This window comes from Zwartia hollandica (assembly GCF_019923725.1).
GTDB classification, from domain to species: Bacteria; Pseudomonadota; Gammaproteobacteria; order Burkholderiales; family Burkholderiaceae_B; genus Zwartia; species Zwartia hollandica.
The window spans coordinates 501,118-526,473 of sequence record NZ_JAHXRI010000010.1 but is presented as its reverse complement, the minus strand read 5'-3'; the positions used below and the strand labels follow the sequence as shown (position 1 = coordinate 526,473).

The following is a 25,356-nucleotide window of genomic DNA, read 5'->3' as shown; positions in this document are numbered from 1 at the left end:
TCAAAATATAAGAAAAGCGCAACGGCTGGCACATTCGTGTCGGCCGTTGTCGTTTACACGGTTGGCTCGAGTATTCTTTGAACATCATGACTCCCAATCTCCCCCCCAAAACGCGTGACCGCTCCGTCAATTATTGGCGCAGCAATCTGCTCTTGATTCTGTGTCTGCTTTTGGTCTGGCTGCTTGTTACCTTCGTACCGGCCTATTTCGCGCGCGGGCTCACGGGTCTCTTCGTATTTGATTGGCCCTTTCCGTTTTGGATGGCGGCCTTCGGTGCGCAATTCTGCTTTCTGTTGATTATTGGTTTGTATGCGTGGGGTATGGATCGCCTGGATCGCCGCGAACGCCTTCGTCGAGAGCAGGAGCGTTAATGCGGCTGAGCACTAAGGGACCTCGATCCCAATCCGCACAGCTTTTTCGCGGTTATGCGGCTTATTCCTTGGGGTTCGTTGCTCTTGTTGGTCTGTTGTCGGTCCTTGAGGTGCTCGGGTTAGCGCGCCAATGGATTGGCTATGTTTTTTTGTTGTCGACCGTCGCGCTCTATGCCGGTATTGGCATCATGTGCAGGACCTCAGACCCAGTTGAGTATTACGTAGCGGGTCGACGCGTGCCAGCGTTCTACAACGGGATGGCAACAGCGGCTGATTGGATGTCAGTGGCTTCTTTTATCGGAATTGCCGGAACACTATATTTGACTGGATACAACGGTTTGGCCTATATCCTAGGCTGGACCGGAGGCTACGTGTTGGTCGCACTTTTTCTTGCACCTTATTTACGCAAGTTCGGTGGATACACGATTCCGGATTTTCTCGGTGCGCGTTACGAGGGTAACCTCACGCGCCTGATCGGCGTGCTGTGCGCGGTACTGTGCTCGTTTATTTATTTGGTGGCACAGATTTATGGCGTTGGCATTATCACCACCCGAATGACCGGTATTTCCTTCGAGCTAGGTATTTTTATTGGGCTAGGAGGCGTGCTTGTCTGTTCGTTTTTAGGTGGTATGCGCGCTGTGACCTGGACTCAGGTCGGTCAGTACATCATCTTGGTGATCGCCTACTTGGTGCCAGTTGTGTGGCTGGCAGTTAAGCAGACGGGTGAGCCCATACCTCAGGTGGCAGCAAGTGCAGTCTTACAGCAAGTGACCGAGCGTGAGCGCGAACTCACCCACGATGAAGCAGAAAGACAAGTTAGAGCGCTTTGGCAAACCCGTGCGGATGCGATGCAAGTACGCATTGATGCGTTGCCCTCCTCGTTCGAGGAAGAAAAGCAGCGGTTGCACTGGCGTTTGTTGCGTGCCCGAGCCAATGATGCGCCAATGGCCGAAATACGCTCGCTCGAGCGCGAGTATGCAAGCTATCCTAGCTCGATTGAATCAGCACGTACTGTTTGGACGAAGGCCCGCGAAGACTTCAGTGCTCGGGCATCTCCGCCTGTCCCTCACGCGGATCCGTTTGCGAGTAAAAATCCCGTAAGCTCCGACGCAGCGCGTAATAACTTTTTGGCGATTGTGTTGTGTTTGATGCTTGGCACAGCAGGGTTGCCGCATATTTTGATGCGATCTCTGACGACTCCTTCGGTGAGCGAGGCGCGAAAGTCGGTGTTTTGGTCGTTGCTGTTTATCCTCTTGCTCTACATGACGGCACCCGCTTTAGCGATTTTGATTAAGTTCGAAATCTATTCCGACTTGGTGGGTATTCCTTATGCTCAGCTCCCGGCCTGGGTCAACGCGTGGTCTGCTGTAGATCGCTCTTTAATCAGTATCGTGGATCTCAATCAGGATGGGATTGTGCAGCTTGCAGAGGTACAACTAGGCGCCGATGTTGTGGTGCTCGCTGCGCCAGAGATCGGAGGCTTACCCTATGTCATTTCGGGACTTGTTGCTGCGGGAGCGCTGGCTGCTGCACTGTCGACAGCCGATGGTTTGTTGTTAACGTTATCCAATGCGTTGTCGCATGACACCTTGTTTAGAGTGGTGTCTCCCCGAATGGGTGCAGGGCGACAAGTGATTCTTTCTAAAATGCTTTTACTGGTTGTCGCTTTTGCTGCCGCATGGGCAGCAACGCGCACGCCGGCCGATATTTTGTTTCTAGTCGGAGCGGCGTTTTCCTTTGCCGCGGCTTCTTTCTTCCCTGTATTGGTCATGGGAGTATTTTGGAAGCGCGCCAATAAATATGGGGCAGCGAGTGGAATGCTGACGGGGCTGGGCGTCACGATCTACTACATGGTCCAAGCGCAACCTTGGCTGCGAGAGCTGGTGCTCGGTGTCCCAACCGGAGTACCAGTAGATTTGTGGTGGCACATTCAGCCGATCGCTGCTGGCGTTTTTGGTGCACCCGTGGCGTTTGTTGTGATTGTCGTGGTTTCCTTGCTCACGCCTGCACCACTTGCTGTCACCCAACAGATGGTGGACTACTTAAGGCAGCCGGATTAGCACCAACAGTGCCCCTTGACCGCCATGGGCGGCCGGAGCGCTGGCAAAAGCACTCACGGCAGGTAGCTGAGTTAACCAATGGGCAACACGGCTTTTTAAGACCGGTTGACCGTTCTGCGAGCCATAGCCTTTTCCATGCACGATGCGGATGCAACGCGCTCCGTGACCTTGGCTTTGCGCCACGAAAGAGGCAAGGGCCGTGCGCGCTTGGTCGCTGTTCAGCCCGTGTAAGTCTAGATGGGCGCTCACCGGCCAATAGGCGCGACGCAGTTGCCGCTGAACATCAGGACCGATACCCGGTGCGGCCCAATGCAAATCGGACTGATCCTCGGCGAAGCCCGCGAGGCCATCAGATAACCCCAAGGCGGGTTCAGGCGCCTGACCTGCTGCACGTGCCCGTCGTTGCTCGAGTTCGGCGCCCCTGGCCTGCCCTGAGGCCGCACGATGCAATATACGAGGGTCTGCCGCCAATGGCTTGACTGCCTCGGTCATCCGCGCAAACAGTTGACGATCGGCTGCGCTGGCTACGATGTCAGCCTGTTGCTGCTTTTTTTGTATCGTCGCCCGCTCCTCCTCCGCCTTGCTTGCGGCTTGTGCGGCCGCATGTAGGCGTTTGAGGTCGGCCAAGCCTGCCTTATTACTCCGCATTCTCCAGCCACCGTTGCGCATCAAGAGCGGCCATGCAGCCGGTTCCTGCACTGGTAATCGCCTGGCGGTAGACGTGATCCTGTACGTCACCAGCCGCAAACACGCCTGGCACAGAGGTCATGGTGGCCAGGCCCGCTAAGCCGCTTTTGGTCACGATGTAACCGTTCGCCATCTCTAACTTTCCCTCAAAAATACTTGTGTTTGGTTGATGGCCAATCGCAATAAACACGCCCGTGGCAGCCAAATCCAGCGCAGGCTCGCCCTTGGTGGAGCGCAGACGTACCCCTGTGACACCGCTTTGGTCGCCCAGTACTTCGTCGACCTCGCGAAAGGCGGCTATCTTCATGTTGCCGTTCGCGACCTTTTCCATCATTTTGTCGATCATGATGGGCTCAGCACGGAACTTGTCGCGGCGATGCACGACGGTGACTGAGCGACAAATATTGGAGAGGTAAAGCGCCTCCTCGACTGCGGTGTTACCACCCCCAACTACCGCAACATCTTGATTCTTGTAGAAAAAACCGTCACAAGTCGCGCAACCAGACACCCCGCGCCCCATGAAGGCTTCCTCGGAGGGGAGCCCTAGGTATTTGGCGGAAGCACCCGTGGCAATAATGAGGGCGTCACAGGTGTATTGCGCGCCACCGTCACCGGTGAGGCGGAACGGTCGGCTGGAAAAGTCGACACTGGCGATGTGGTCGAATACCATCTCGGTATTGAAGCGCTCTGCGTGTGCGGCAAAGCGTTGCATGAGCTCTGGTCCTTGCACGCCGTTCGCGTCCGCGGGCCAGTTATCGACCTCTGTGGTGGTCATGAGTTGACCGCCTTGGGCCATCCCGGTGATCATGACGGGGTTCAGGTTGGCGCGGGCAGCGTAGACTGCGGCGGTATAGCCGGCCGGGCCTGAGCCCAAAATGAGAACTTTGGCATGTTTTGGCGTTGACATTGAATTTACCCTCTATATTGACCTGCAAATTATAATGTTCTCCATGCCTCGACTCTCTCCCGCCACGACGCGCCCTTCGCGCACGACCCGAAACACCCGAAATGGGCCATCAGCGTTACAAACGCGGCTCCTATCCATTGCGAGGGAAGCGCGCTGGATTTTGTTCGCGGCGCTGGCTGCTTGGCTGACCTTGGTGCTGGCCACGTGGAATGCCGCCGACCCAGCTTGGTCTCACTCCGTAGGCCGCGATGCCGAACAGCTCCACAATCGTGGGGGTTTGATCGGAGCCTATTTGGCGGACATCTTGCTCTACCTCTTTGGGTTTTCGGCGTGGTGGTGGGTCATATTGCTGATTCATCGCGTGCGAGCGGGTTATCTGCGTCTTGCGGCGCAGCTTCGTACGCGCGGCGAACCAGAAACTCTCGCTCGCGTCAGGTGGGAGCAGGGGATTGGGTTTTTTGTCGCTTTACTTGGGTCTGTTGGGCTGGAGGCGTACCGGTTGAGCTCTCTGGGGCTGCAGTTGCCTGGACGCATGGATTACAACAGTGGAGCGGGCGGTGTAATCGGTCACGTATGGTCTGGCTTTCTGGCACAGTCCGTTGGTTTTGCTGGTAGCACGATCATCTTGATCGCAATGATCGTGATTGGGTCAAGTTTGTTTTTTGGTTTCTCTTGGATGACCGTCGCTGAAAAAGTGGGGGCGGCGCTTGAGTGGGTGATGCTTAAGTTCACTACGATTCGCACTGCGCGTCAGGATCGACGCGCAGGGCAGGTGGCGCAGGCCGTGCGTCATGAGCAAGTCGAAGCTAAGCACGAAAAAACCGTGCATGAGCAGCCCATACGCATCGAGCCAGCAATCGTTGAGGTGCAAAAGTCCGAGCGTTTGCAAAAAGAGAAACAGCAAACCTTATTTTTGGAACCCGTAGCACCCGGTGACTTGCCCGCATTGAGTTTGCTGGATCAGCCCGAACCGGCTTTTGAGACGGTCTCTGCTGAAACAATTGAATTCACTTCGCGGTTAATCGAGAAAAAACTTGCTGACTTCGGTGTCGAGGTGCAAGTGGTTGCGGCACAAGCCGGCCCGGTTATTACGCGCTACGAGATCGAGCCTGCAACAGGAGTTAAGGGAAGCCAAATCGTTAACTTGGCGAAAGATCTTGCGCGTGCGTTGAGTTTGGTCAGTATCCGTGTGGTGGAGACGATCCCAGGCAAGAATTTGATGGGTTTTGAACTGCCCAATCCAAGACGGCAAATGGTAAAGCTCTCTGAGATTCTGGGTTCGCAGGTCTATCACTCCAGTAGTTCCGTTGTGACCATGGCGTTGGGTAAAGATATTGCTGGTCACGCAGTGGTAGCAGATCTGGCTAAGATGCCACACTTGCTAGTGGCGGGTACAACGGGGTCTGGGAAATCTGTCGGTATCAATGCGATGATTCTGTCGCTTCTTTACAAAGCTGACGCTTCTCAGACGCGTTTGATTCTGATTGATCCAAAGATGCTCGAGATGAGCGTCTATGAAGGCATTCCTCATTTGCTTGCACCGGTTGTGACGGACATGCGGCAGGCTGCAAACGCGCTGAACTGGTGTGTCGGGGAAATGGAAAAGCGTTATCGCCTGATGAGTAAATTAGGCGTGCGTAACTTGACCGGCTATAACAACAAAATACGCGACGCCATCAAGCGCGAAGAACCGATCCCGAACCCATTTTCACTCACACCCGATGCACCCGAGCCCTTGAAAGAGCTCCCGACGATTGTTGTCGTGATCGATGAGTTGGCCGATCTGATGATGGTGGTAGGTAAAAAGATTGAAGAGTTGATTGCGCGTTTAGCGCAGAAGGCGCGTGCCGCAGGTATCCATTTGATTCTGGCCACACAGCGCCCAAGCGTTGACGTGATCACCGGTTTGATTAAAGCAAACATCCCGACGCGTATCGCCTTTCAAGTGTCCTCCAAAATTGATTCCCGCACGATTCTCGATCAGATGGGTGCAGAGGCTTTATTAGGTCAGGGAGACATGTTGTATATGCCCCCAGGTACCGGATTGCCCGTGCGTGTGCATGGCGCATTTGTCTCCGATGAGGAAGTGCATCGTGTTGTTGAGTCCTTGAAGGCCCAAGGCGAGCCCGACTATATCGATGGCTTGCTTGAGGGCGGCGTCGAAGGCGAGACTGGCGATGGCGTCAGCAGTGTGACCGGTTTTGCGAATGTAGAAGCGGACCCCATGTATGACCAGGCGGTAGAGATCGTCTTAAAAAATCGTCGCGCGTCGATTTCACTCGTTCAGCGTCATCTGCGCATCGGCTACAACCGCGCTGCACGCCTGCTCGAGCAGATGGAGAACTCCGGCTTGGTGTCGGCGATGCAGTCTAATGGTAATCGCGAGATCCTCGCGCCTAAGACTGCAATCGAAGAATGATTAGCTACACAACCTTGCGACGATTGAGGCAGTTTTTTTATTTCATGTCGTTCGCTCTGGGCTTGGGCTGTTGTTCAACAACATTGCAAGCACAAACAGCGTCAGACCAATTGAGTAGTTTTGTTCAGGCGGTTCAATCGGCCAGGGGTAGCTTCTCTCAGTTTACAGTGGGTCCGCAAGGCCAAACAAAGCCCGCACAAACAGGGCGTTTTTCTTTTAAGCGTCCGGGGCAGTTTAATTGGGAAGTTCTAAAACCTTACGCGCAGCAGATCGTCTCTGACGGTCAAGAGATGTATCAATTTGATCCAGATCTTAATCAAGTCAGTGTGCGTAAAGTCGACCAGGCAATCGGTGCTTCGCCCGCGGCGATCTTGTTCGGTTCCGGCGCTTTGGATCAGGCTTTCAAGGTTTCCGTCTTGCCTGACAAGGATGGTTTGGCGTGGTTGCGCGCCTTACCTCGCACGGGTGATGCAGGATTTGTCCACGTAGACATCGGCTTTCAGGGGGGGCTCCCCGCGCATATCATTTTGCTTGACGCGTTTGGCCAGACAACACATGTCAAGCTTTCTGGCTTGGTACGTAACCCAGGCTTGGCGTCAGACGCTTTTAAATTTGTGCCACCCCCCGGCGCTGATGTCGTGCGTATGCAATGACGGATTTATTTAAAGCCAAGCCTATCCCCCCACTTGCTGAGGCGTTGCGTCCTACAACCTTAGACGAGGTAGTGGGGCAGAGCCACTTACTCGGGCCCGGCAAGCCCTTGCGTATTGCGTTCGAATCTGGGCGCCCGCATTCCATGATTTTGTGGGGCCCACCCGGTGTGGGGAAAACAACGCTCGCGCGCTTGACTGCGCAGGCCTTTGATTGCGCATTTATTGCGATTTCTGCAGTGTTCGCGGGAGTCAAAGATATACGTGCTGCCATGGATGAAGCACAAATGACGCTCGAGCAGTATCAGCGCCGCACACTTTTATTTGTTGATGAAATCCATCGTTTTAACAAAGCACAGCAAGACGCCCTGTTGCCTTTCGTAGAGTCGGGTCTTGTGACGTTTATCGGTGCAACGACGGAAAACCCGTCTTTCGAAGTGAATGCAGCGTTATTGTCCCGCGCGCAGGTTTATGTGCTGCAGTCACTCAATGAGAATGAGTTGCGCGAACTCTTATCGCGCGCCCAAGCCACGGTATTGCGTGACCTGCAATTCGAAGAGGTCGCACTTGACACCTTGATTGGTTATGCGGACGGTGATGCGCGCCGTTTTCTGAGCTTATTAGAGCAAGCAAGTGTCGCCGCACAAAATGCAGGACAGACACTCGTGGATAGCGCCTTGGTCGAAAACGCGCTAAGTATGAATGCACGGCGCTTCGATAAAGGGGGCGATAATTTTTATGATCAGATTTCGGCTCTGCATAAATCGGTGCGTGGCTCTAGCCCTGATGGAGCTCTGTATTGGCTGACGCGTATGTTGGATGGCGGTGCTGATCCAAAGTATCTGTCGCGACGGATCGTACGTATGGCATGGGAAGATATCGGATTAGCAGACCCTCGGGCGATGCAAATTGCGAATGATGCCGCATCGACTTATGAAAGACTAGGATCCCCTGAGGGTGAGCTTGCTTTGGCCCAAGCTGTGCTCTATCTCGCTGTCGCGCCTAAAAGTAATGCGGGTTATATGGCCTATAACCAAGCGGTCGCCTATATTAAGAGTGATAGTTCACGCACTGTGCCGATTCATTTGCGTAATGCGCCGACTAAGCTGATGAAGGAACTTGGACACGGGCACGCCTATCGTTACGCACACGACGAGCCTGAAGCTTACGCAGCTGGCGAGTCCTATCTGCCTGACGGCATGCGTGAACCGGGGTGGTATGTGCCTACGCCTCGTGGGCTTGAAGGGAAAATCGCTGAAAAGCTTGCGCGTTTGCGTGAGCTCGATGCGCAAGCGCGCAAACAGTCAAAGGACTAAAAAATGGAATGGATTGATGCGCTGACGTTAGCCCGTATTCAATTTGCGTTTACCGTCAGTTTTCACATTATCTTCCCCTCCTTCTCGATCGGGTTGGCAAGCTATCTGGCTGTGCTTAATGGCTTGCACTTGATGACGGGGCGGCCCGTCTACCTCATGCTGTTTAACTATTGGAAGAAAATATTTGCCATTGCGTTTGGTATGGGTGTCGTGTCGGGAATAGTCATGAGCTATGAGTTCGGCACGAATTGGAGCGTATTTGCCGAGAAGACGGGTCCCGTTCTTGGGCCACTAATGGGCTACGAGGTGATGTCGGCATTTTTCCTTGAGGCTGGATTTCTTGGTGTGATGTTATTTGGCCGTGAGCGTGTTGGGCCAAAGTTGCATTGCTTTGCCACTGCCATGGTGGCACTCGGTACCTTCATGTCTGCCTTTTGGATTCTGTCAGTCAATAGTTGGATGCAAACACCGGCTGGCTATGCAATGAATGATGTTGGGCAGTTCATTGTTGTGGACTGGTGGGCGGTTATCTTTAATCCCTCGTTTCCCTATCGCTTAGTGCACATGTTGCTAGCGGCCTATCTCACCACGGCTTTTGTGGTGGGCGGGGTTGCCGCCTACCATTTGCTGCGCCAAAAGAGTGAGCGTGTTAAAGGCTCTGGAACCGCTGTGATGTTTTCTATGGCCCTATGGATGGCGGCAATCGTCGCGCCGATACAGATTGCGGCGGGCGATGCCCATGGCCTCAATACGCTTGAACATCAGCCGCGCAAAATTGCAGCAATGGAAGGCCACTATGAGACCGTCAAGGGGGCGCCACTGATTCTGTTTGGTGTGCCTAATGCCAAGGAGAGACGGATGGATTGCGTGGTGCAGATTCCGTATTTGGGGAGCTTGATTTTGACGCATACCCTTGATGGTGAGATCCGCGGCATGGACAGTTGGCCCGCTGATGAGCAGCCTCCGATGGGTATTGTGTTTTATGCGTTCCGAGTAATGGTGGGTATCGGTACGCTGATGTGTTTGCTCGGTCTTTGGAGTTTATGGCTGCGTTACAAAGGTCGGTTGTATGACACGCCACTGATGCATCGTGCAGCTTTATGGATGGGTCCTTCGGGATTTGTTGCCGTGCTCGCGGGCTGGACAGTCACTGAAGTCGGGCGCCAGCCCTATACGGTCTATAACCTGCTGCGCACGGCTGACTCCGCGTCTCCTATTGATGCAACGGCAATTGCATTTTCCTTGCTGGCGTTTGTCGTAGTTTATTTCTCTTTGTTTGGTGCGGGTGTCTATTACATGCTTAGGCAAATGGCGAATCCGCCGTCTATGTCAGATCCCGCGTTATCTGTGCAGGAGCCCATGCGTGCGGCTGGACTGGCGGGTGCCCGCACCGGTGTCGCGGGGCACTCCGGTTCAGGAGGTCAGGTATGACGATCGATCTCCCGCTTGTTTGGGCCGGCTTGATTGCTTTCGCAGTCTTGGCTTATATCGTTCTCGATGGTTTTGACCTCGGAATTGGCATTTTGTTTCCGTGGGGTCGTAGTGAAGAAAGCCGCGATCAGATGATGAATACCGTTGCGCCCGTGTGGGACGGTAACGAAACGTGGCTCGTCTTAGGGGGAGGAGGGCTCTTTGCAGTTTTCCCTCTCGCTTACGCAGTGATTATGCCGGCTTTGTATGCACCCATCATCATCATGTTGCTTGCGCTTGTATTTCGTGGAGTCGCTTTTGAATTTAGATGGAAGAGCCACGCGCGTAAGTATCTTTGGGATTGGGCTTTCGCAGGAGGATCCACCGTCGCAACGTTTGCTCAAGGCGTTGCGCTTGGCGCGCTCGTCCAAGGCATTCCCGTCGAGAATAGAGCATACGCCGGAGGCTGGTGGGATTGGTTAACCCCCTTTAGCTTGCTCACAGGTTTGGCGCTTGTGATCGGCTATGCCTTACTCGGTGCAACATGGCTTATTTTAAAAACAGAGGGTGAGGTCGCTCGGATTGCTAGAAAGGCGGCGTTCGGCTTGGGATTGGCCTTGTTGTGCATGATTGGTGTGGTGAGTTTGCTGACGCCATTTATGCATGAACACTTTATGCAAAAGTGGTTTGCCTGGCCAGCGATGGCTTTCGTTGCCCCTGTCCCTCTTTTGGTTTTGGTGTGCGCCTACGCTTTATTTAAGGGTTTGGCAGATAAGTCCGAATTAATGCCTTTCTTAGCTGCACAAGGGCTCTTTGCATTGTCTTATATCGGTCTCTTAATTAGCTTTTTTCCCTACATCGTTCCGTCTTCGCTGACACTTTGGCAGGCCGCTGCTCCCGATAACAGCCTGCGATTCTTGTTGGTCGGTGCGCTTGTCCTGATCCCTGTCATTTTGGTCTATACCGGCTATGCATACTGGGTTTTTCGCGGCAAGGTCCAAGCAAAGCATCATTACCACTAGATCCCTATGAAACGATGGCTTTGGTTTCTGCTAATTTGGGTGGCAAGTGTCGCTTGCCTCGCTAGCGTTGCCTGGCTGCTGCGCCGTTTACAATACTGGCTTCATTAGCCTTAACCCCTTAAAAATCATGCTTGACCCCGCTTTGTTACGTAAAGATTTGGCTGTCGTCGTCAGTCGCTTGGCGGCGCGTGGCTTCGCATTTCCGTTGGATCAGTTCAATGGGCTGGAGGCTCGTCGCAAGTCGGTTCAAACCGATACCGAAAACTTACAAGCGCAACGTAATGCGCTGGCTAAACAAATTGGCGCGTTGAAGTCACGGGGTGAGGACGCTTCGGCCGTGCTGGCGGAGTCGCAATCCATACCGGGCAAGCTCAAGGCCCTAGAGTTGGAGCTTGCCGAGATACAGTCGCAGCTGTCCGATATGTTGATGGCGATTCCTAACTTACCGCACGAGAGCGTTCCACAAGGTGTGGATAGCGAAGGCAACATTGAAGTCCGTCGTTGGGTGCCACTACCGGACGCCTCCGGAGATCCGCAGCGTTTGGCCTTCGAACCTCTGGATCATGTCACGCTCGGTGAAAAAATCGGTTTGGATTTCGACACTGCAGCAAAGCTCTCTGGTGCGAGATTTAGTTTTATGCGAGGCCCCGTTGCGCGTTTGCATCGCGCCTTAGCGCAATTCATGCTCGATCTTCAAACGGGGGCGCATGGTTATACCGAGTGTTACACCCCCTACATCGTGAATGCTTCGACCTTGATGGGCACAGGGCAGTTGCCCAAGTTTAAAAACGATATGTTCTGGGTCACTCGAGGCGGAGATGAACCGTCCGTAGACGAGCAGGGCAATGTGGTGGCGCGTGAAGAGCAGTACTTAATTTCAACTTCGGAAATCACCCTGACAAGTTTCGTGCGGGATACGATCGTTCCACCGGCTGACCTTCCCTTGCGAATGACAGCACACACTCCTTGTTTTCGTTCCGAGGCTGGCAGTGGTGGACGTGATACGCGCGGTTTGATTCGCCAGCATCAGTTCGATAAAGTCGAAATGGTGCAAATCGTCGCGCCTGAGACCTCCTATCAAGCGCTCGAAGACATGGCGGGACACGCCGAAAAAGTTCTACAACTCTTAGGCTTGCCGTATCGTGTCATGTTGCTGTGCACCGGTGATATGGGTTTTGGTGCGACCAAGACTTACGATCTTGAAGTTTGGTTGCCTGCACAAAATACTTGGCGTGAGATTTCCTCGGTTTCAAATTGCGAAAGTTTTCAGGCTCGTCGAATGCAGGCACGCACACGCACCCCTGCCGGTAAGACGGAGTTCGTGCATACACTCAATGGTTCTGGTCTTGCCGTGGGACGTGCGCTTGTAGCGGTGCTTGAGAACTTCCAGCAGGCTGATGGCAGTATCGTGATTCCTGAAGTGCTGCGTCCCTACATGGGTGGCCTCAGCGTATTGCAAGCGGGCTGACTCGCCAATCATGCGCGCGACGACCTTACTGGTGTTGACTGTGCCACCTTTGATGTGGGCAAGCAATGCCATTGTGGGTCGTATGGCAGCAGGTGCTATACCACCGCTGACCCTAAATTTTTTGCGCTGGGTCGTTGCGCTGCTCGTATTGCTGCCGTTTATCTTGACACAACTGAAGGTGGACTGGTCAACCGGCCGCCAGCATTGGAAGCTCTTTGCTGCGACTGGGTTTTTAAGTACAACCTGCTACAACGCACTGCAGTATTTAGCCCTTATTACGTCAAGCCCGATCAATATTGCTTTGATCACGGCGGCGGGCCCTATTTTTACGTTGTTGGTCGGACGTGCATTTTTTTCGGCGCATATCGGTCGGTCGGCGGCATTAGGCGCGGTGCTTTCAATTCTAGGTGTTGCCTGGGTTTTAGTGCGAGGTGAGATTCAAAACCTGACCCAAGTGGCCTTTGTGTCGGGCGATTTGTTCATGTTGTTCGCAATCGCACTCTGGAGCATCTACACCTGGCTGCTGCGTGAGCGGCCCAAGTCCATGTCCGGCTATAGTGTGCTCGCATTACAAATGTTATGGGGTCTTGTTTTTGCGGTACCCATGGTGTTGGCTGAGGTGCTCTGGGGGGGCTATGCTCCGATCCAGTGGGACGGGCACACGTTGGGCATGGTGGTGTATGTTGCGCTTGGTCCGGCTTTGTTGGCCTACATCTGCTGGCAACGTGCCGTTGCGCTCACTGGCTCGCAACTGCCCATGTTTTTTTTGAACTTAACGCCAGTCTTTGCGGCAATTCTAGCTGTGTTGTTGTTAGGTGAGTTTCCGCAAATCTATCATTTAATTGGCCTAGCGTTGATCGTATTGGGCATTGTGCTTTCGAACCGTAGTGAGGCGACTGTGAGCGCTAAAAAATAGCGCTTATGGTTGGTAATAACTTGAATGATTAAGGTGAAAGAGAAATGAAGCGACTCCTGCGTAGCGTGTTGCAAGTAACAGTTGGGTTGACGGCTGCTCTCGCCTTGACCGCGATCTCGGACCGCTTGGCGCACGCACAAGCGGTGCAGGGGACTTACCTAGCCGCTGGAGCACAAGCGAATGCCGCGATCCCGTTTTTCGGTGCAGGCTCAAAAGCGCAGGCCGATGGTGCCTGGGACTATTATCAGAAGTCTATTGGTCAACCGATGTCTGAATGGGCAAAGACCGAAATCCGACGCCCACCTGGTGGCACTGTTTTCTATCCTTTCTCCGGCCCAGATTTTGTGACAGTGTCACACTTGTTTCCTCAGGCAGACCGTTTTGTGATGGTTGCGATGCAGGCGGCTGGCGAGCCTGCTGATGTCGCAAATATGTCGAGCGTACGTCTGCAGAGCTTTCAGGCAAAGTTTATGCGCGAGTGGATGAAGTTCAGCCGCCTGGCGTTTTTTCGTACGGATGACCTGAATGAAGATTTACGCGACAAACACGCGCAGATCGGTGTGACCACCATTTTGATCACCTTCGCGCTGTACTCTGGGTACGACGTCAAGGCTGTATATCCAATCGTCTTCGATGAGGCCTCGGGCGATTACGTCAAAGCGAATGGACCTTGGAAATCAGTGCGCTTGGAGCTGAGTAAAGCGGGTAAACCGGTCGTGCTCGATTATGTCAGTTTGGATTTATCTGATGGTGCACTCAGCCAAAGCGCTTCGACCAGAGCATGGCTTGCGCGTGAATCGCGTCATCCCGTTCTGTTAAAGGCCGCGTCGCATTTGCTGCAAGAAACATATTTTTCGGTCTTAAGAGACATCTTGGTCGAAAACGCTCCGATGGTTGTGCAAGATGAGACTGGGTTGAATTACACCAACCTTGCTCAAATTGGCCCAGTCGATTTGTATGGTGGCTTCCTGTACCCGCATGAGCTATTCAATCGCAAAAAACAAGAATCTCTTGCGCAAGCCTACAGGGAGTCCAAAGACGTCAAGCCCTTGCCCTTCGCGTTTAGCTACAACAAGACGACAGAGCGTCGTAGCGTTCAGATTGTTAGGCGTTAGGGATTGTTGCGCGGTTGAGCGAAAGCGCGTTTGCTAAAGCTGAGAACAGCCTGATTAAAGGTTTCAGGCTCATCCACAAACAAAGCGTGGCCCGCTTGTTCAAACATAGCGATTGTGATGAGTTCCGGCGCACGCTTACGCTCAAGAGCATCGGCCTGTTCTTTGAGCCAGGGTCGCACGGCAAAGAGCACAGGGATCTTTTGTTTCTCGAGTGTTTCGCGCCAATACTCCCTTGGATACGGTTGGTTTAGTAACTGGATCGCCACGTTTGCCGGTGCACGTAGTGCTGAATCCAACACCGCTTGCGCGATAAGGGGAGGGGGTGTTTGACGATAAATGTCCTGACTAAACGTACGCATATATTGCTCGCGCTTCTTAGGATCGTTCATCGTTTGTTGAAAGTTGGACTTTCGGCCTGCTGGAGGACGTCCTTCTCCGACTGAGTTGTCGATCAGTATCAGTCCGCGCAGGTCTTTCGGTGCGTAATTAGCGACATAGTCCAAGGACTCAAGTACGGCAAGCGACCACCCCGCCAAGATGTACTCTTTGATCTTTGCGAATTTTATAAATTCGTCCATGTCTTTGATGCGGCGTGTCGGAGCATGCGAAAGTTTGGTTAGTTCGGATAGCCCTTGCGAGCGTGGATCTAGCGCCAAGACACGATATTGCTTAGATAGCCCTATGAGCTGTTGTTCGAAGACTGCCGCTGGCATGAGCCAGCCGGGGATAAAGACAATAGTTTGAGGGCCAGTACCGGCTTCAAGGTAATGTAGCCGTACCCCGTCAGAGGTTTTGAATGTATGGTGCTGCACAGGCGCTGCCCACAAAAGAAAGGGGCATAAGACTAAGCCAAGTATGCCCAGCAGTTGTTGAAATCGGTTCATGGGTACACTACTCAAAACACGAACGAGATGTTGATGGTGAGACATTATGATCGAAATTACCGGTAATACGCGACTCTATGGGATTGTGGCAGACCCGGTCGCGCAAGTTAAGACGCCGCAAACGATGCGCAAGGTGTTTGATCGCCGTGGTACCGATGGTGTTCTCGTGCCGTTGCACGTTCCTCCTGAAGGTTTGTCAGACCTCGTTCAGGCGCTTCGCAGTCTGCGTAATTTTGGTGGCATGGTTGTCACGGTGCCGCATAAGACAGGTATGGTCGAACTTTGTGACGTCGTGACCCCAGAGGCACGCGCGGTAGGTGCGGTCAACATTGTGCGACGTGAACCAGACGGAACACTAGCGGGTGATATCTTGGATGGCAAAGGCTTTGTCGAGGGGTTGCGTCAAAGCGGGTTCAATCCAGAGGGGCTGGCAGTATTCCTGTGCGGTGCAGGCGGAGCGGCTCGCGCTATTGCGTTTGCTCTCGCGCAGGCTGGAATTCGAAAGCTGTCGATTCATAACCGAACACAAGCGGCAGCGCAGCAGATTCTTCAAGGTATCCAGAAACTGTTTCCACAAGTCGAGACTGCGCTCGGATCTCAAGATCCAATGCATGCCGACCTCGTGATCAATGCAACGTCTTTGGGCATGAAAACTGGAGATGCGTTTGCGTTTGATGTTTCGCGTCTGCAGCCCAATCAAATTGTTGCGGAAATCATCATGACACCTGCGTTAACCCCATTGCTTGAATTCGCTCAGGCCAAGGGTTGTCGAATACAGTATGGTCTTCCGATGCTTGAGTGTCAGATTGAAATGATGGCGGATTTTATGGGAGTCGCAAAGTAATGGAAACGTTTGACTATGTGATCGTTGGTGGCGGTACGGCCGCTTGCGTACTTGCTAATCGCTTGACAGAAAGTGGCAAGTACTCGGTTCTGATGCTGGAGGCCGGCGGAGAGCCTAAGAGCATGTGGATCAATATCCCTGCTGGCTTTACGAAACTATTGAATGATCCAATCTACAACTGGCGCTTCGAGACCGAGCCAGAGGATAATGTTTACGGCCGTAAGATCGCGATTCCTCGCGGAAAAGGTTTGGGTGGATCGAGCTTGATCAATGGCATGATTTATGTGCATGGTCAGCCTGAAGATTATGATCACTGGGCGTCGCTAGGTGCGCACGGATGGTCGGCAAAAGAGGTCATGCCCTACTTTAAAAAAATCGAAACCTATATGCCTGGGGGCGCGCATCGGGGTAAGTCTGGGCCGATGCATATTCATCATGTGAGCGAACGTTTTCCTATCGCTGAGGCGGTGCTACAGGCGGCCGCTCAGGACGGCCAAAAACTGACGGATGATTACAACAGTGTTGATCAAGACGGTTTTGGCTACTATCAAGTTGCGCAAAAAGGTGGCCAACGCTGGAGTGCGGCAGACGGCTATCTGCAACCTGTTCGTCATCGTAAAAATTTAACCGTCCGAACCGGCGCGCAGGTCACTAAAGTATTACTCACCCAAGAGCGCTGCAGCGGGGTTGCGTATTTGCAGCAAGACGGCATGCATGAAGTAGCGGCTAGCCGAGAGGTCATCATGGCTGCAGGTGCAGTTCAGACGCCTCAAATTTTAGAGCTATCGGGAATCGGTGATCCGTCCGTATTGCAAAAGTTCGGGATTACTTGCCTACATGCCTCTCCCCGAGTTGGTGAAAACTATATCGATCACTTTGCAACCCGCATGAATTGGCGTGTCAAAAATACGCAGACACTCAATGAGCTTGCGCAAGGCTGGCGTGTCGGTGTCGCTGCGCTGCAGTACTTTTTACAACGCAAAGGGATACTGACCCTAGGAACCGGGCTGGTGCGAGGCTTTGTCAAGACGCGCCCAGAGATTGCGACGCCAGATGTGCAATATTTCTTTATGCATGCGAGCTATGCGAATGCGGCGATACGTAAGCTAGATAGTGCGCCGGGTATGACGATGGGTGTGTCTGGCATTCGTCCGACCTCGCAAGGTAGCATCCATATCAAGTCTGCAGATCCGATGGTTGGGCCGTCAATACGACCGAATTTTCTTGCGAACAGCACAGACCAGCAGTCTCTTATCGATGGTATGCGCATCGCACGACGTATCATGGGTCGTGATGCACTGAAGTCTTATATCGATTTTGAGATGAGCCCTGGCGATTCTGTGCAAACAGATGCGCAATGGCTAGACTTCGCGCGAAACAACGGACAAACTACCTATCACCCCGTGGCCACCTGTCGTATGGGTAGCGATGCTAATGCTGTTGTAGACGTGCGCTTGCGATTTAAAGGACTGAGTGGACTTAGGGTCGTTGACGCCTCAGTTATGCCAGCGATGGTCTCAGGTAACACGCAGGGGCCGGTGATGATGATTGCAGAAAAGGGCGCAGAGATGATTCTTGAGGATGCGCTGGCGTCTTAGGCATCGGGCAACGTGCGGTAGTGCTGCGCGAGCTCCTTGAACGCAGCCACTCCAGCGTCGCGCCCTGTTTCCTCTGTAACGATTTCACCCACCGCTTGCGCAAGGGTCGAGGCGAGCTCCGCGTCCAAAAATAGTAAGCGCGAACGGCGAGCTAGAACGTCTTCTACGGTTCGAGCATACTCATGTCTAACGGCGAAGCGAACCATGGCCTCGGTGAGTCCGCCACCAAGCACGCGTTGTGCGCCGGGTAAGGTTTCGACATAAGCTGCCTCGTCTCCATAAGCCGCAACACTAGGTGCTGCGTTCATGGAATGAGTGACAACGTGACCCGATTGCGCGCCGACCAGTTGAAGATCTTCAGTTTGGCAGTTTGCGCGTTTGGGTAGTAAAGAGGCCTTTGTGCACTGAGCCAAGACATCTTCTGCCATCGCACGGTAGGTTGTCCATTTTCCTCCCGTCACAGTAACGAGCTTGCTTTTGCTGATCAGCACGGTATGTTCGCGACTGATCTTCTTGGTATTTCCGCTGTCATCCTCAGGTGGTTTGACCAGAGGCCTCAAGCCGACCCAGATGCTCTTGATGTCTGCGCGTTGCGGGGCACGCTTAAGGTAACGGGCTGACTCGCGAAGAATGAACTCCAGCTCTTCCTTAAACGGGGTCGGTTCTCGACTTAAGTCCTGACGTGGCGTGTCCGTTGTCCCGATAATCACTTTGCCAAGCCATGGCACAGCGAACAACACGCGACCATCAGCCGTGTGCGGGACGATGAGTGCATGATCCCCTGGCAAAAACTCGCGATCGACAACAATATGTACACCCTGACTCGGTGCCACGATGTTCGAATGACGCGTGTTGCTTGCCTGCGCATCTAAATCACGTAGGGCATCGACCCACACGCCGGCGGCATTCACAACGCAGTTCGCTCGAATGCTATGTTCTTCATTCGTCTCAACATCGCGGATCACGAGACCAGAAACGCAGCCATCGGTATGGGTGAGCGCAACAGCTTCACAATAGTTAAGCAGGAGCGCGCCGTGTTGCGCGGCCGTACGTCCGAGTGCGATGGCGAGTCGGGCGTCATCAAACTGCCCATCCCAGTACTTAACAGAACCTTTTAGGTCGCGTGTATTTAAGTTGGGCAGGTCTTGCAATGTGTGTGCTTTACCCAGAAAGCGTGTGCGTCCAAGGCTGCGGCGTCCGGCTAGTGCATCATAAAGGATGAGACCTGCCCCATAAAAGGGTTGCTCCCAAAACTTGTAGCAAGGCATCACGAATGCAAGAGGTTGTGCCAGGTGCGGTGCGTTATGCAAGAGCGTTGTACGTTCGTGCAAGGCTTCGTATACCAGCGAGACATTACCCTGTGCGAGGTATCGCACTCCGCCATGCACAAGCTTGGTCGAGCGCGACGATGTGCCTTGAGCGAAATCAGTCGCTTCGATGACGACTACAGAATAGCCACGTGAGGCTGCATCCAACGCGAGTCCGAGGCCAGTTGCGCCACCACCAATGATCGCGAGATCGTAGGGCGCGTCTGTTGAAAGGCAAGAAAGCAGATTTGCCCGCGTCGCGTCAAGCGGTGTACTGCTCTGGCCGTTTTTTTTGGGAAGAGACTCGGGCTGGTGCATGTTGTAGTCTTTTTGTTGCAGGGATTACGTAGTTTAGTCCTGTGCCCAGCCTTTTGCCCTTTCCACCGCCTGATGCCATCGGGCCAGTTTCGCCTGACGTGCGCTTTCAGACACGCTCGGCTCAAAGCGTCGATCTATCAGCCATTGCGAGGCAATCTGCTCGGTGCTTGACCAGAATCCAATTGTGAGTCCGGCAAGGTAGGCTGCACCTAGCGCAGTGGTTTCTGTGATCGCTGGACGTACAACCGGGATGCCTAGAAAGTCGGCCTGTATTTGCATCAGCAAATTGTTTTTGCAGGCCCCGCCGTCGACACGCAATTCAGCAAGCGTAATGCCGGAGTCTTTTTGCATCGCAGCGAATACGTCAGCGACTTGTAGTGCAATAGCTTCGAGCGCCGCACGGGCGATATGTGCTTTGGTTGTGCCGCGCGTCATGCCAACCAGCGTGCCACGTGCGTGTCCGTCCCAGTGTGGTGCGCCAAGTCCCGTAAAGGCAGGTACGAGGTAGGTGTCTCCGACATCCGAGACGCTTTGCGCCAAACCCTCGACCTGTGCCGCCGAGTCGATGATATTTAGGCCGTCGCGCAGCCACTGAATGGTTGCACCACCCATAAAGACCGACGCTTCGAGACAATATGTTGCTTCTGGTGCAAGCTTGGGTTCGACTGCACGCTGCCAACCCACCGTGGTGAGCAACCGGTTTGCACTCGCAACAGGCGTGCTACCCGTATTCAACAGCATGAAACAGCCGGTGCCATAGGTGTTCTTTGCCATGCCAGGGGAGAAGCAGGCCTGACCAAAGGTGGCTGCTTGTTGATCACCAATGATGGCGGTAATTGGCATGGCGCGACCAAAAAGCGAGGGGTCCGTTTCGCCAAAGAGACCGCCGCTTGGACGCACGTCGGGTAGCAAGGCCCGCGGAATATTGAAGAGCTTTAGTAGCGCATCATCCCATTGCAGCGTGTGCAAGTTAAATAGTAAGGTGCGAGAGGCATTACTAGGGTCGGTGGCATGCACCTTACCCCCTGTCAGTTTCCAAAGGAGCCAGGTGTCGATCGTGCCAAAGGCTAAATCACCGCGCTCTGCTTGCGCGCGCGCCGGGTGTATGGTCAAGTAGCCAGGCTAATTTAGTGGCGGAAAAATAGGCATCCAGCACGAGTCCTGTTTTTTCCTGCAATAACGGTGTGTGGCCTTGTTTACGCATCGTGTCACACGTGTCGGCCGTGCGGCGATCCTGCCAAACGATTGCATTTGCAACGGGTTCGCCCGTCCGTCTATCCCACAAAACGGTGGTTTCGCGTTGATTTGTGATGGCGATACCGGCAACCTGGTTCACCAAGGCAGGGGTATCGCTCAACCCTAAAACCTGTTCCATTACCTCCCGTTGTGTCTGCCAGATTTCGTTGGCGTCGTGTTCGACCCAACCTGGCTGCGGAAATATCTGCCGAAACTCTTTCTGAGCGGTCTTGACGCTACGGCCTTGCCTATCGAATAGAATTGCCCTGGAACTGGTGGTGCCTTGGTCGAGCGCGAGGATGTATTGCATGATCGGGGACGCCTAAAACAAAAAATGGAACTGCCGGGCGAATACAGGGCAGACCCTAATTCAAACTTGGGTCGGCAAATGTTACAAACAGATGTCAAAAAGATAAATAAAGCTGTCATCTCGAACGGGTACAGTCAAGACGGTACCCTCAATTACCAAAGTCGACAACGCGTGGCTGAGCACGCCAATCAAGGAGATCGTATGAAACTGAAATTTGCCGCGGCGACAGCCGCAATAACGCTAGGCGCGCTGACCGCATTGCCCGCACAGGCGCAAACTGAGATTCAGTGGTGGCACGCCATGAGTGGCGCGCTTGGCGAGTGGATCAATGATCTCGCCAAGGATTTTAATGAAAGTCAGAAAAACTACAAAGTTGTTCCTGTGTTTAAGGGCACCTATGATGAGGCGATGACTGCTGCGGTTGCCGCTTTTCGTGCCGGTAATGCACCCCATATTCTCCAGGTCTTTGAAGTTGGCACCGCAACGATGATGGCCAGCAAGGGCGCGATCGTGCCCGTGGCTGACATCATGAGCAAGGCTGGCGTAAAGTTTGACCCTGCCGCGTACGTCCCAGCGGTTGCTGGCTATTACACGGCACCCAACGGCCAAATGCTCAGCTTCCCCTTCAACAGCTCAACGACGGTTCTCTGGTACAACAAAGACGCCTTCAAGGCCGCCGGGCTGGATCCTGAAAAACCACCAGTGACTTGGCCTGAGGTGATCGAGGCGGCCAAGAAGCTCAAGGCCTCCGGCCATAAGTGTCCTTACACAACGAGCTGGGTTAGTTGGACGCAGCTCGAAAGTTTTAGCGCTTGGCACAACACTGAGTTTGCCACGCAAGGTAATGGCATGAAGGGCATGGACGCGCGACTAAAGGTCAATGAACCCTTGCAGGTGCGCCATATTCAGAATTTGTCGGAGATGGCCAAAGACGGTTTGTTCGTATACAAAGGTCGTGCCAATGCAGCAGACCCAGTCTTTGTATCAGGTGAGTGCGCGATGACCACGGGCTCTTCGGCCTTATACGGTAACTTGAAGCGCAATGCGAAGTTTGCCTTTGGTACATCGACCTTGCCTTACTACGCTGATGTAAAAGGTGCGCCACAGAACACCGTGATTGGTGGTGCCAGTCTCTGGGTGATGGCAGGACGTAAGCCAGACGAATACAAGGGTGTCGCTCAGTTCTTTGACTTCCTATCTCGTCCAGAAGAGGCCGCCAAGAGCCACCAGCGGACCGGCTATCTGCCGCTTACGATTGCCTCGTTTGAGTTAACCGAAAAATCAGGTTTCTATAAGCAGAATCCTGGCACCGATGTGTCGGTCACGCAGATGATTCGCAAAACCACAGACAACTCACGAGGTATTCGTCTTGGTAATCATGTACAGATCCGTACCATTATTGACGAAGAACTTGAACAGGTCTGGGCTGGTAAAAAGGCTGCGAAAGACGCGTTGGACGCAATCGTGAAGCGTGGCAACGAGTTGCTTGAGCGTTTTGAGAAGGCCAACAGCCGCTAAAGTGAGCAGAAACAGCGCGACGGGTTTCGTAACAGGCCCGTCGCGTTTTTTTGTAGAAACTGATGGAAAAAAAAGTTCGCTTTAAATCTCGATGGTTGCCTTGGCTGCTCGTTGCACCCCAGATGGCGATCGTGTTGATTTTCTTCTTTTGGCCCGCGGGTCAGGCCTTGTATCAAAGTGTCCTCGAAGAGGATGCGTTTGGACTGTCTCGGCAATTCGTAGGCTGGCAGAACTTTTCCAGACTCTTTAACGATCCGCTGTATCTTGAGTCGTTTCAAACGACCGCTATTTTCTCGCTATTAGTGGCCGTAGTTGGCCTGAGTCTAGCTTTGCTGTTGGCTGTCATGGCGGACCGGGTGTTGCGCGCAGCCAATATTTATAAAACCCTCTTGATTTGGCCCTACGCCGTTGCCCCGGCGGTCGCTGGTGTCTTATGGGTATTTATTTTTGCCTCTCCGATGGGAGTCGTATCCTTCGCCTTACATTGGTTCGGTGTGGATTGGAATCACATGCTCGATGGTCGCGATGCGATGACCTTGATCGTTGTCGCCGCAGTATGGAAACAAATTTCTTATAACTTTTTATTTTTTCTCGCGGGACTGCAATCGATACCACGCTCTTTGATTGAGGCCGCTGCGATTGATGGGGCGACGCCCTGGTACCGCTTCCGCACGATTATCTTCCCGTTGCTGTCACCCACCACATTTTTCTTGTTAGTGATTAATGTGGTCTATGCTTTTTTTGATACCTTCGCCATTATTGATGCGACCACGCACGGTGGGCCCGGTAAGTCGACGGCAATTCTAGTTTACAAGGTTTACTACGACGGCTTTAAGGCGATGGATATGGGAAGTTCGGCTGCTCAATCGGTCATTTTGATGGCTATCGTAATTTGTCTAACAATTGTGCAGTTTCGATTTATTGAACGTAAGGTCCAATACGCATGAGCATGATTGAGCGTCGACCCGGCTTAACAGTTCTTTCGCATCTCGTGCTGATACTTGGGGTGTTGATCGTAGCGTTCCCTGTTTATGTCACGATTATTGCCTCCACACAAACCACTGCGCAGATTGTGCAGAATACGCCGATGTCACTATTGCCAGGTGATCATGCGTTTGAGACGTATCGTCTAGCGCTCTTCGGCGGCTCAACAGAGGCTGGGGGGCGCATTAATCCTGCTTGGCCCATGATGTGGGTGAGTCTGGTCACGGCGTTGTTAATTAGCTTTGGGAAGATTGCGATTTCGATTCTCTCGGCTTTCGCGATCGTCTATTTTCGCTTCCCTTTGCGCGGCCTGATTTTCTGGATGATTTTCATCACCCTCATGTTGCCTGTCGAGGTCCGCATCGGACCCACGTATGGCGTGGTGGCGAGTCTCGGGATGCTGAATTCTTACGCCGGTTTGACCATTCCTCTCATTGCGTCAGCGACGGCGACCTTCTTGTTTCGACAGTTCTTTCTGACCGTACCTGACGAGTTGGTCGAAGCGGCGCGCATGGATGGAGCGGGACCCATGCGGTTTTTTTGGGACATTCTCTTGCCCTTATCGCGGACCAGTATCGCCGCCTTATTTGTGATTCAGTTTATTTATGGCTGGAATCAGTACCTTTGGCCGCTGCTGGTGACGACAAAAGAAGATATGTATCCGGTGGTCCTTGGGATACGGCGCCTGATTTCTGGAGACGCCTACACCGAGTGGAATGTGGTGATGGCTACGGCAATGTTGGCAATGTTACCCCCAGCGCTTGTTGTGATCCTGATGCAAAAGTGGTTTGTGAAGGGTTTGGTGGATTCGGAAAAATAATGTCTATAAAAAGCGGATATTGAGATGGCTGCTATTTCATTTCAGAACGTCGTTAAGCGTTATGGCACGCCTAAAAGCTTTGTGCAGGTCATTCATAACCTTTCGGCGAACGTCGAGCACGGTGAGTTTGTCGTGATTGTTGGCCCATCTGGTTGTGGCAAATCGACCTTGCTGCGAATGGTTGCGGGGCTGGAGGAAATTACAGACGGCACGATTTCTATCAGCGACCGCGTCGTGAATAATCTTGAGCCCGCTGAGCGTGATATTGCGATGGTGTTTCAGAACTATGCGCTTTATCCGCATATGTCCGTCTTCGACAATATGGCCTATGGTTTGAAAATTGCGCGAGTACCTAAAGAAGAGATTCGTGCGCGCGTCGAGAAGGCCGCCGGAATTTTGGAGCTGATGCCTTATCTAGATCGCAAACCCCGGGCGCTGTCCGGAGGACAGCGTCAGCGCGTGGCGATGGGTCGGGCAATTGTGCGTCAACCACAAGTGTTTTTGTTTGATGAGCCCTTGTCTAACTTGGATGCCAAGTTGCGCGCACAAACTCGTCTTGAAATTCAAAAATTGCACAGAGAGTTGGGCATTACCTCGTTATTTGTCACGCACGATCAAGTTGAGGCCATGACCTTGGCGCAGCGCATGATTGTGATGAACGCTGGGGTGATGGAACAATTCGGCACGCCTGAAGAGGTGTACAGCAAGCCGGCGACAACGTTTGTTGCGAGCTTTATTGGGTCGCCCCCCATGAACTTACTGAAAAACGTTCCAGGTGTTGATGCAGGAACGATTTTGGGTGTTCGTCCCGAGCACCTGGACTTTGCAAACGACGGTTGGGAGGCGCAGGTAGTTGCTGTTGAACTCTTGGGTGCTGAACGCTTGGTGTATTGCCAACTTAATCAGGATGTGTTGATTGTGCGCATTCACGAAGACCAGGCTTGCCCCGCCGTTGGTGCCTCTGTGCGAATTAAGCCGCGCACTGATCGTACGCACCGTTTTGACGCATCTACGGGTAGGCGCTTGGCTTGATCGGCCAGCCCCGGATGTAGGCAATTACCCCAATAGAGCACTCGGCCTCAAGGTTGTTTGGTTTAATCAGGTATTCGGCGAGTTGTGCCTGTGATATCGTCTAGCGCAATCGAGAGCAAAACCGCGAGCAAACTGCCTTGCCAAGCGGTGTCAGGACGACAAGG

20 protein-coding genes and 1 pseudogene are annotated in these 25,356 nt (G+C 53.2%); 16 read left to right on the top strand and 5 right to left on the bottom strand.

The annotated features are described in order from the left end of the window. Nucleotides 1-86 precede the first annotated feature (86 nt). Entirely contained in the window at nucleotides 87-371 is a 285-nt protein-coding gene (locus tag KZZ10_RS13260) for a DUF4212 domain-containing protein (RefSeq protein ID WP_259662002.1), read from the top strand. After that, entirely contained in the window at nucleotides 371-2,431 is a 2,061-nt protein-coding gene (locus KZZ10_RS13255; protein WP_259662001.1) for a sodium:solute symporter family protein, read from the top strand. Before KZZ10_RS13260 ends, KZZ10_RS13255 begins: the two co-directional genes overlap by 1 nt. On the opposite strand, the gene KZZ10_RS13250 is transcribed toward KZZ10_RS13255, so the two are convergent. Then, nucleotides 2,414-3,079, bottom strand: a complete 666-nt coding sequence (locus KZZ10_RS13250; RefSeq protein WP_259662000.1) for a Smr/MutS family protein — start codon at nucleotides 3,077-3,079, stop codon at nucleotides 2,414-2,416. The two genes, KZZ10_RS13255 and KZZ10_RS13250, sit on opposite strands and share 18 nt — an antisense overlap. Next, complete coding sequence (trxB, locus tag KZZ10_RS13245; RefSeq protein WP_259661999.1) at nucleotides 3,069-4,025, bottom strand: thioredoxin-disulfide reductase; 957 nt, start codon at nucleotides 4,023-4,025, stop codon at nucleotides 3,069-3,071. Before trxB ends, KZZ10_RS13250 begins: the two co-directional genes overlap by 11 nt. Before the next feature lie 43 nt (nucleotides 4,026-4,068). Here trxB and KZZ10_RS13240 point away from each other — a divergent pair, with 43 nt between their 5' ends. From KZZ10_RS13240 to KZZ10_RS13205, 8 genes are all read left to right on the top strand, one after another. Then, the gene (locus tag KZZ10_RS13240) at nucleotides 4,069-6,444 is read left to right on the top strand and encodes a DNA translocase FtsK (RefSeq protein ID WP_259661998.1); all 2,376 of its coding nucleotides are present in this window, start codon (nucleotides 4,069-4,071) and stop codon (nucleotides 6,442-6,444) included. Nucleotides 6,445-6,488: 44 nt separating this feature from the next. After that, entirely contained in the window at nucleotides 6,489-7,097 is a 609-nt protein-coding gene (gene lolA / locus KZZ10_RS13235; RefSeq protein ID WP_259662215.1) for an outer membrane lipoprotein periplasmic chaperone LolA, read from the top strand. Beyond that, entirely contained in the window at nucleotides 7,094-8,410 is a 1,317-nt protein-coding gene (locus KZZ10_RS13230; RefSeq protein ID WP_259661997.1) for a replication-associated recombination protein A, read from the top strand. The genes lolA and KZZ10_RS13230 overlap by 4 nt, the downstream gene beginning before the upstream one ends. 3 nt (nucleotides 8,411-8,413) lie before the next feature. Next, nucleotides 8,414-9,841, top strand: coding sequence for a cytochrome ubiquinol oxidase subunit I (locus tag KZZ10_RS13225; protein WP_259661996.1), 1,428 nt, complete (start codon nucleotides 8,414-8,416; stop codon nucleotides 9,839-9,841). Continuing rightward, complete coding sequence (gene cydB, locus KZZ10_RS13220; RefSeq protein WP_259661995.1) at nucleotides 9,838-10,842, top strand: cytochrome d ubiquinol oxidase subunit II; 1,005 nt, start codon at nucleotides 9,838-9,840, stop codon at nucleotides 10,840-10,842. Before KZZ10_RS13225 ends, cydB begins: the two co-directional genes overlap by 4 nt. Nucleotides 10,843-10,969: 127 nt before the next feature. Beyond that, a complete protein-coding gene (gene serS / locus KZZ10_RS13215; protein WP_259661994.1) occupies nucleotides 10,970-12,310 on the top strand; it encodes a serine--tRNA ligase in 1,341 nt (446 codons plus the stop codon). A 10-nt stretch (nucleotides 12,311-12,320) separates the two neighbouring features. Continuing rightward, nucleotides 12,321-13,226, top strand: a complete 906-nt coding sequence (locus KZZ10_RS13210) for a DMT family transporter (RefSeq protein WP_259661993.1) — start codon at nucleotides 12,321-12,323, stop codon at nucleotides 13,224-13,226. A gap of 44 nt (nucleotides 13,227-13,270) precedes the next feature. Further along, a complete protein-coding gene (locus tag KZZ10_RS13205) occupies nucleotides 13,271-14,341 on the top strand; it encodes a hypothetical protein (RefSeq protein WP_259661992.1) in 1,071 nt (356 codons plus the stop codon). On the opposite strand, the gene KZZ10_RS13200 is transcribed toward KZZ10_RS13205, so the two are convergent. Then, nucleotides 14,338-15,225 (bottom strand): alpha/beta fold hydrolase, encoded by an 888-nt coding sequence (locus KZZ10_RS13200; RefSeq protein WP_259661991.1) that lies wholly within the window; start codon nucleotides 15,223-15,225, stop codon nucleotides 14,338-14,340. The two genes, KZZ10_RS13205 and KZZ10_RS13200, sit on opposite strands and share 4 nt — an antisense overlap. Nucleotides 15,226-15,271: 46 nt before the next feature. Here KZZ10_RS13200 and KZZ10_RS13195 point away from each other — a divergent pair, with 46 nt between their 5' ends. Further along, nucleotides 15,272-16,069, top strand: a complete 798-nt coding sequence (locus KZZ10_RS13195) for a shikimate dehydrogenase family protein (RefSeq protein WP_259661990.1) — start codon at nucleotides 15,272-15,274, stop codon at nucleotides 16,067-16,069. Then, nucleotides 16,069-17,667 carry a GMC family oxidoreductase gene (locus KZZ10_RS13190; protein ID WP_259661989.1) on the top strand — a complete coding sequence of 533 codons (1,599 nt, stop codon included), beginning with the start codon at nucleotides 16,069-16,071 and terminating at the stop codon, nucleotides 17,665-17,667. Before KZZ10_RS13195 ends, KZZ10_RS13190 begins: the two co-directional genes overlap by 1 nt. Here KZZ10_RS13190 and KZZ10_RS13185 read toward each other — a convergent pair. Together KZZ10_RS13185 and glpK are read right to left on the bottom strand one after the other, a co-directional pair. Then, entirely contained in the window at nucleotides 17,664-19,292 is a 1,629-nt protein-coding gene (locus KZZ10_RS13185; RefSeq protein WP_259661988.1) for a glycerol-3-phosphate dehydrogenase/oxidase, read from the bottom strand. The genes KZZ10_RS13190 and KZZ10_RS13185 overlap by 4 nt on opposite strands. 33 nt (nucleotides 19,293-19,325) lie before the next feature. After that, nucleotides 19,326-20,838, bottom strand: a pseudogene (gene glpK / locus KZZ10_RS13180) (glycerol kinase GlpK). Nucleotides 20,839-21,039: 201 nt separating this feature from the next. Here glpK and ugpB point away from each other — a divergent pair. The 4 genes from ugpB to ugpC all read left to right on the top strand — a co-directional run bounded on the left by ugpB (nucleotide 21,040) and on the right by ugpC (nucleotide 25,192). Continuing rightward, nucleotides 21,040-22,356 carry a sn-glycerol-3-phosphate ABC transporter substrate-binding protein UgpB gene (ugpB, locus tag KZZ10_RS13175; protein WP_259661987.1) on the top strand — a complete coding sequence of 439 codons (1,317 nt, stop codon included), beginning with the start codon at nucleotides 21,040-21,042 and terminating at the stop codon, nucleotides 22,354-22,356. Between the two features lie 62 nt (nucleotides 22,357-22,418). Continuing rightward, the gene (ugpA, locus tag KZZ10_RS13170; protein ID WP_259661986.1) at nucleotides 22,419-23,303 is read left to right on the top strand and encodes a sn-glycerol-3-phosphate ABC transporter permease UgpA; all 885 of its coding nucleotides are present in this window, start codon (nucleotides 22,419-22,421) and stop codon (nucleotides 23,301-23,303) included. Between the two features lie 2 nt (nucleotides 23,304-23,305). Continuing rightward, nucleotides 23,306-24,160, top strand: coding sequence for a sn-glycerol-3-phosphate ABC transporter permease UgpE (gene ugpE, locus KZZ10_RS13165; protein ID WP_259662214.1), 855 nt, complete (start codon nucleotides 23,306-23,308; stop codon nucleotides 24,158-24,160). A 24-nt stretch (nucleotides 24,161-24,184) separates the two neighbouring features. Then, entirely contained in the window at nucleotides 24,185-25,192 is a 1,008-nt protein-coding gene (gene ugpC, locus KZZ10_RS13160) for a sn-glycerol-3-phosphate ABC transporter ATP-binding protein UgpC (protein ID WP_259661985.1), read from the top strand. Nucleotides 25,193-25,356: the final 164 nt, after the last annotated feature.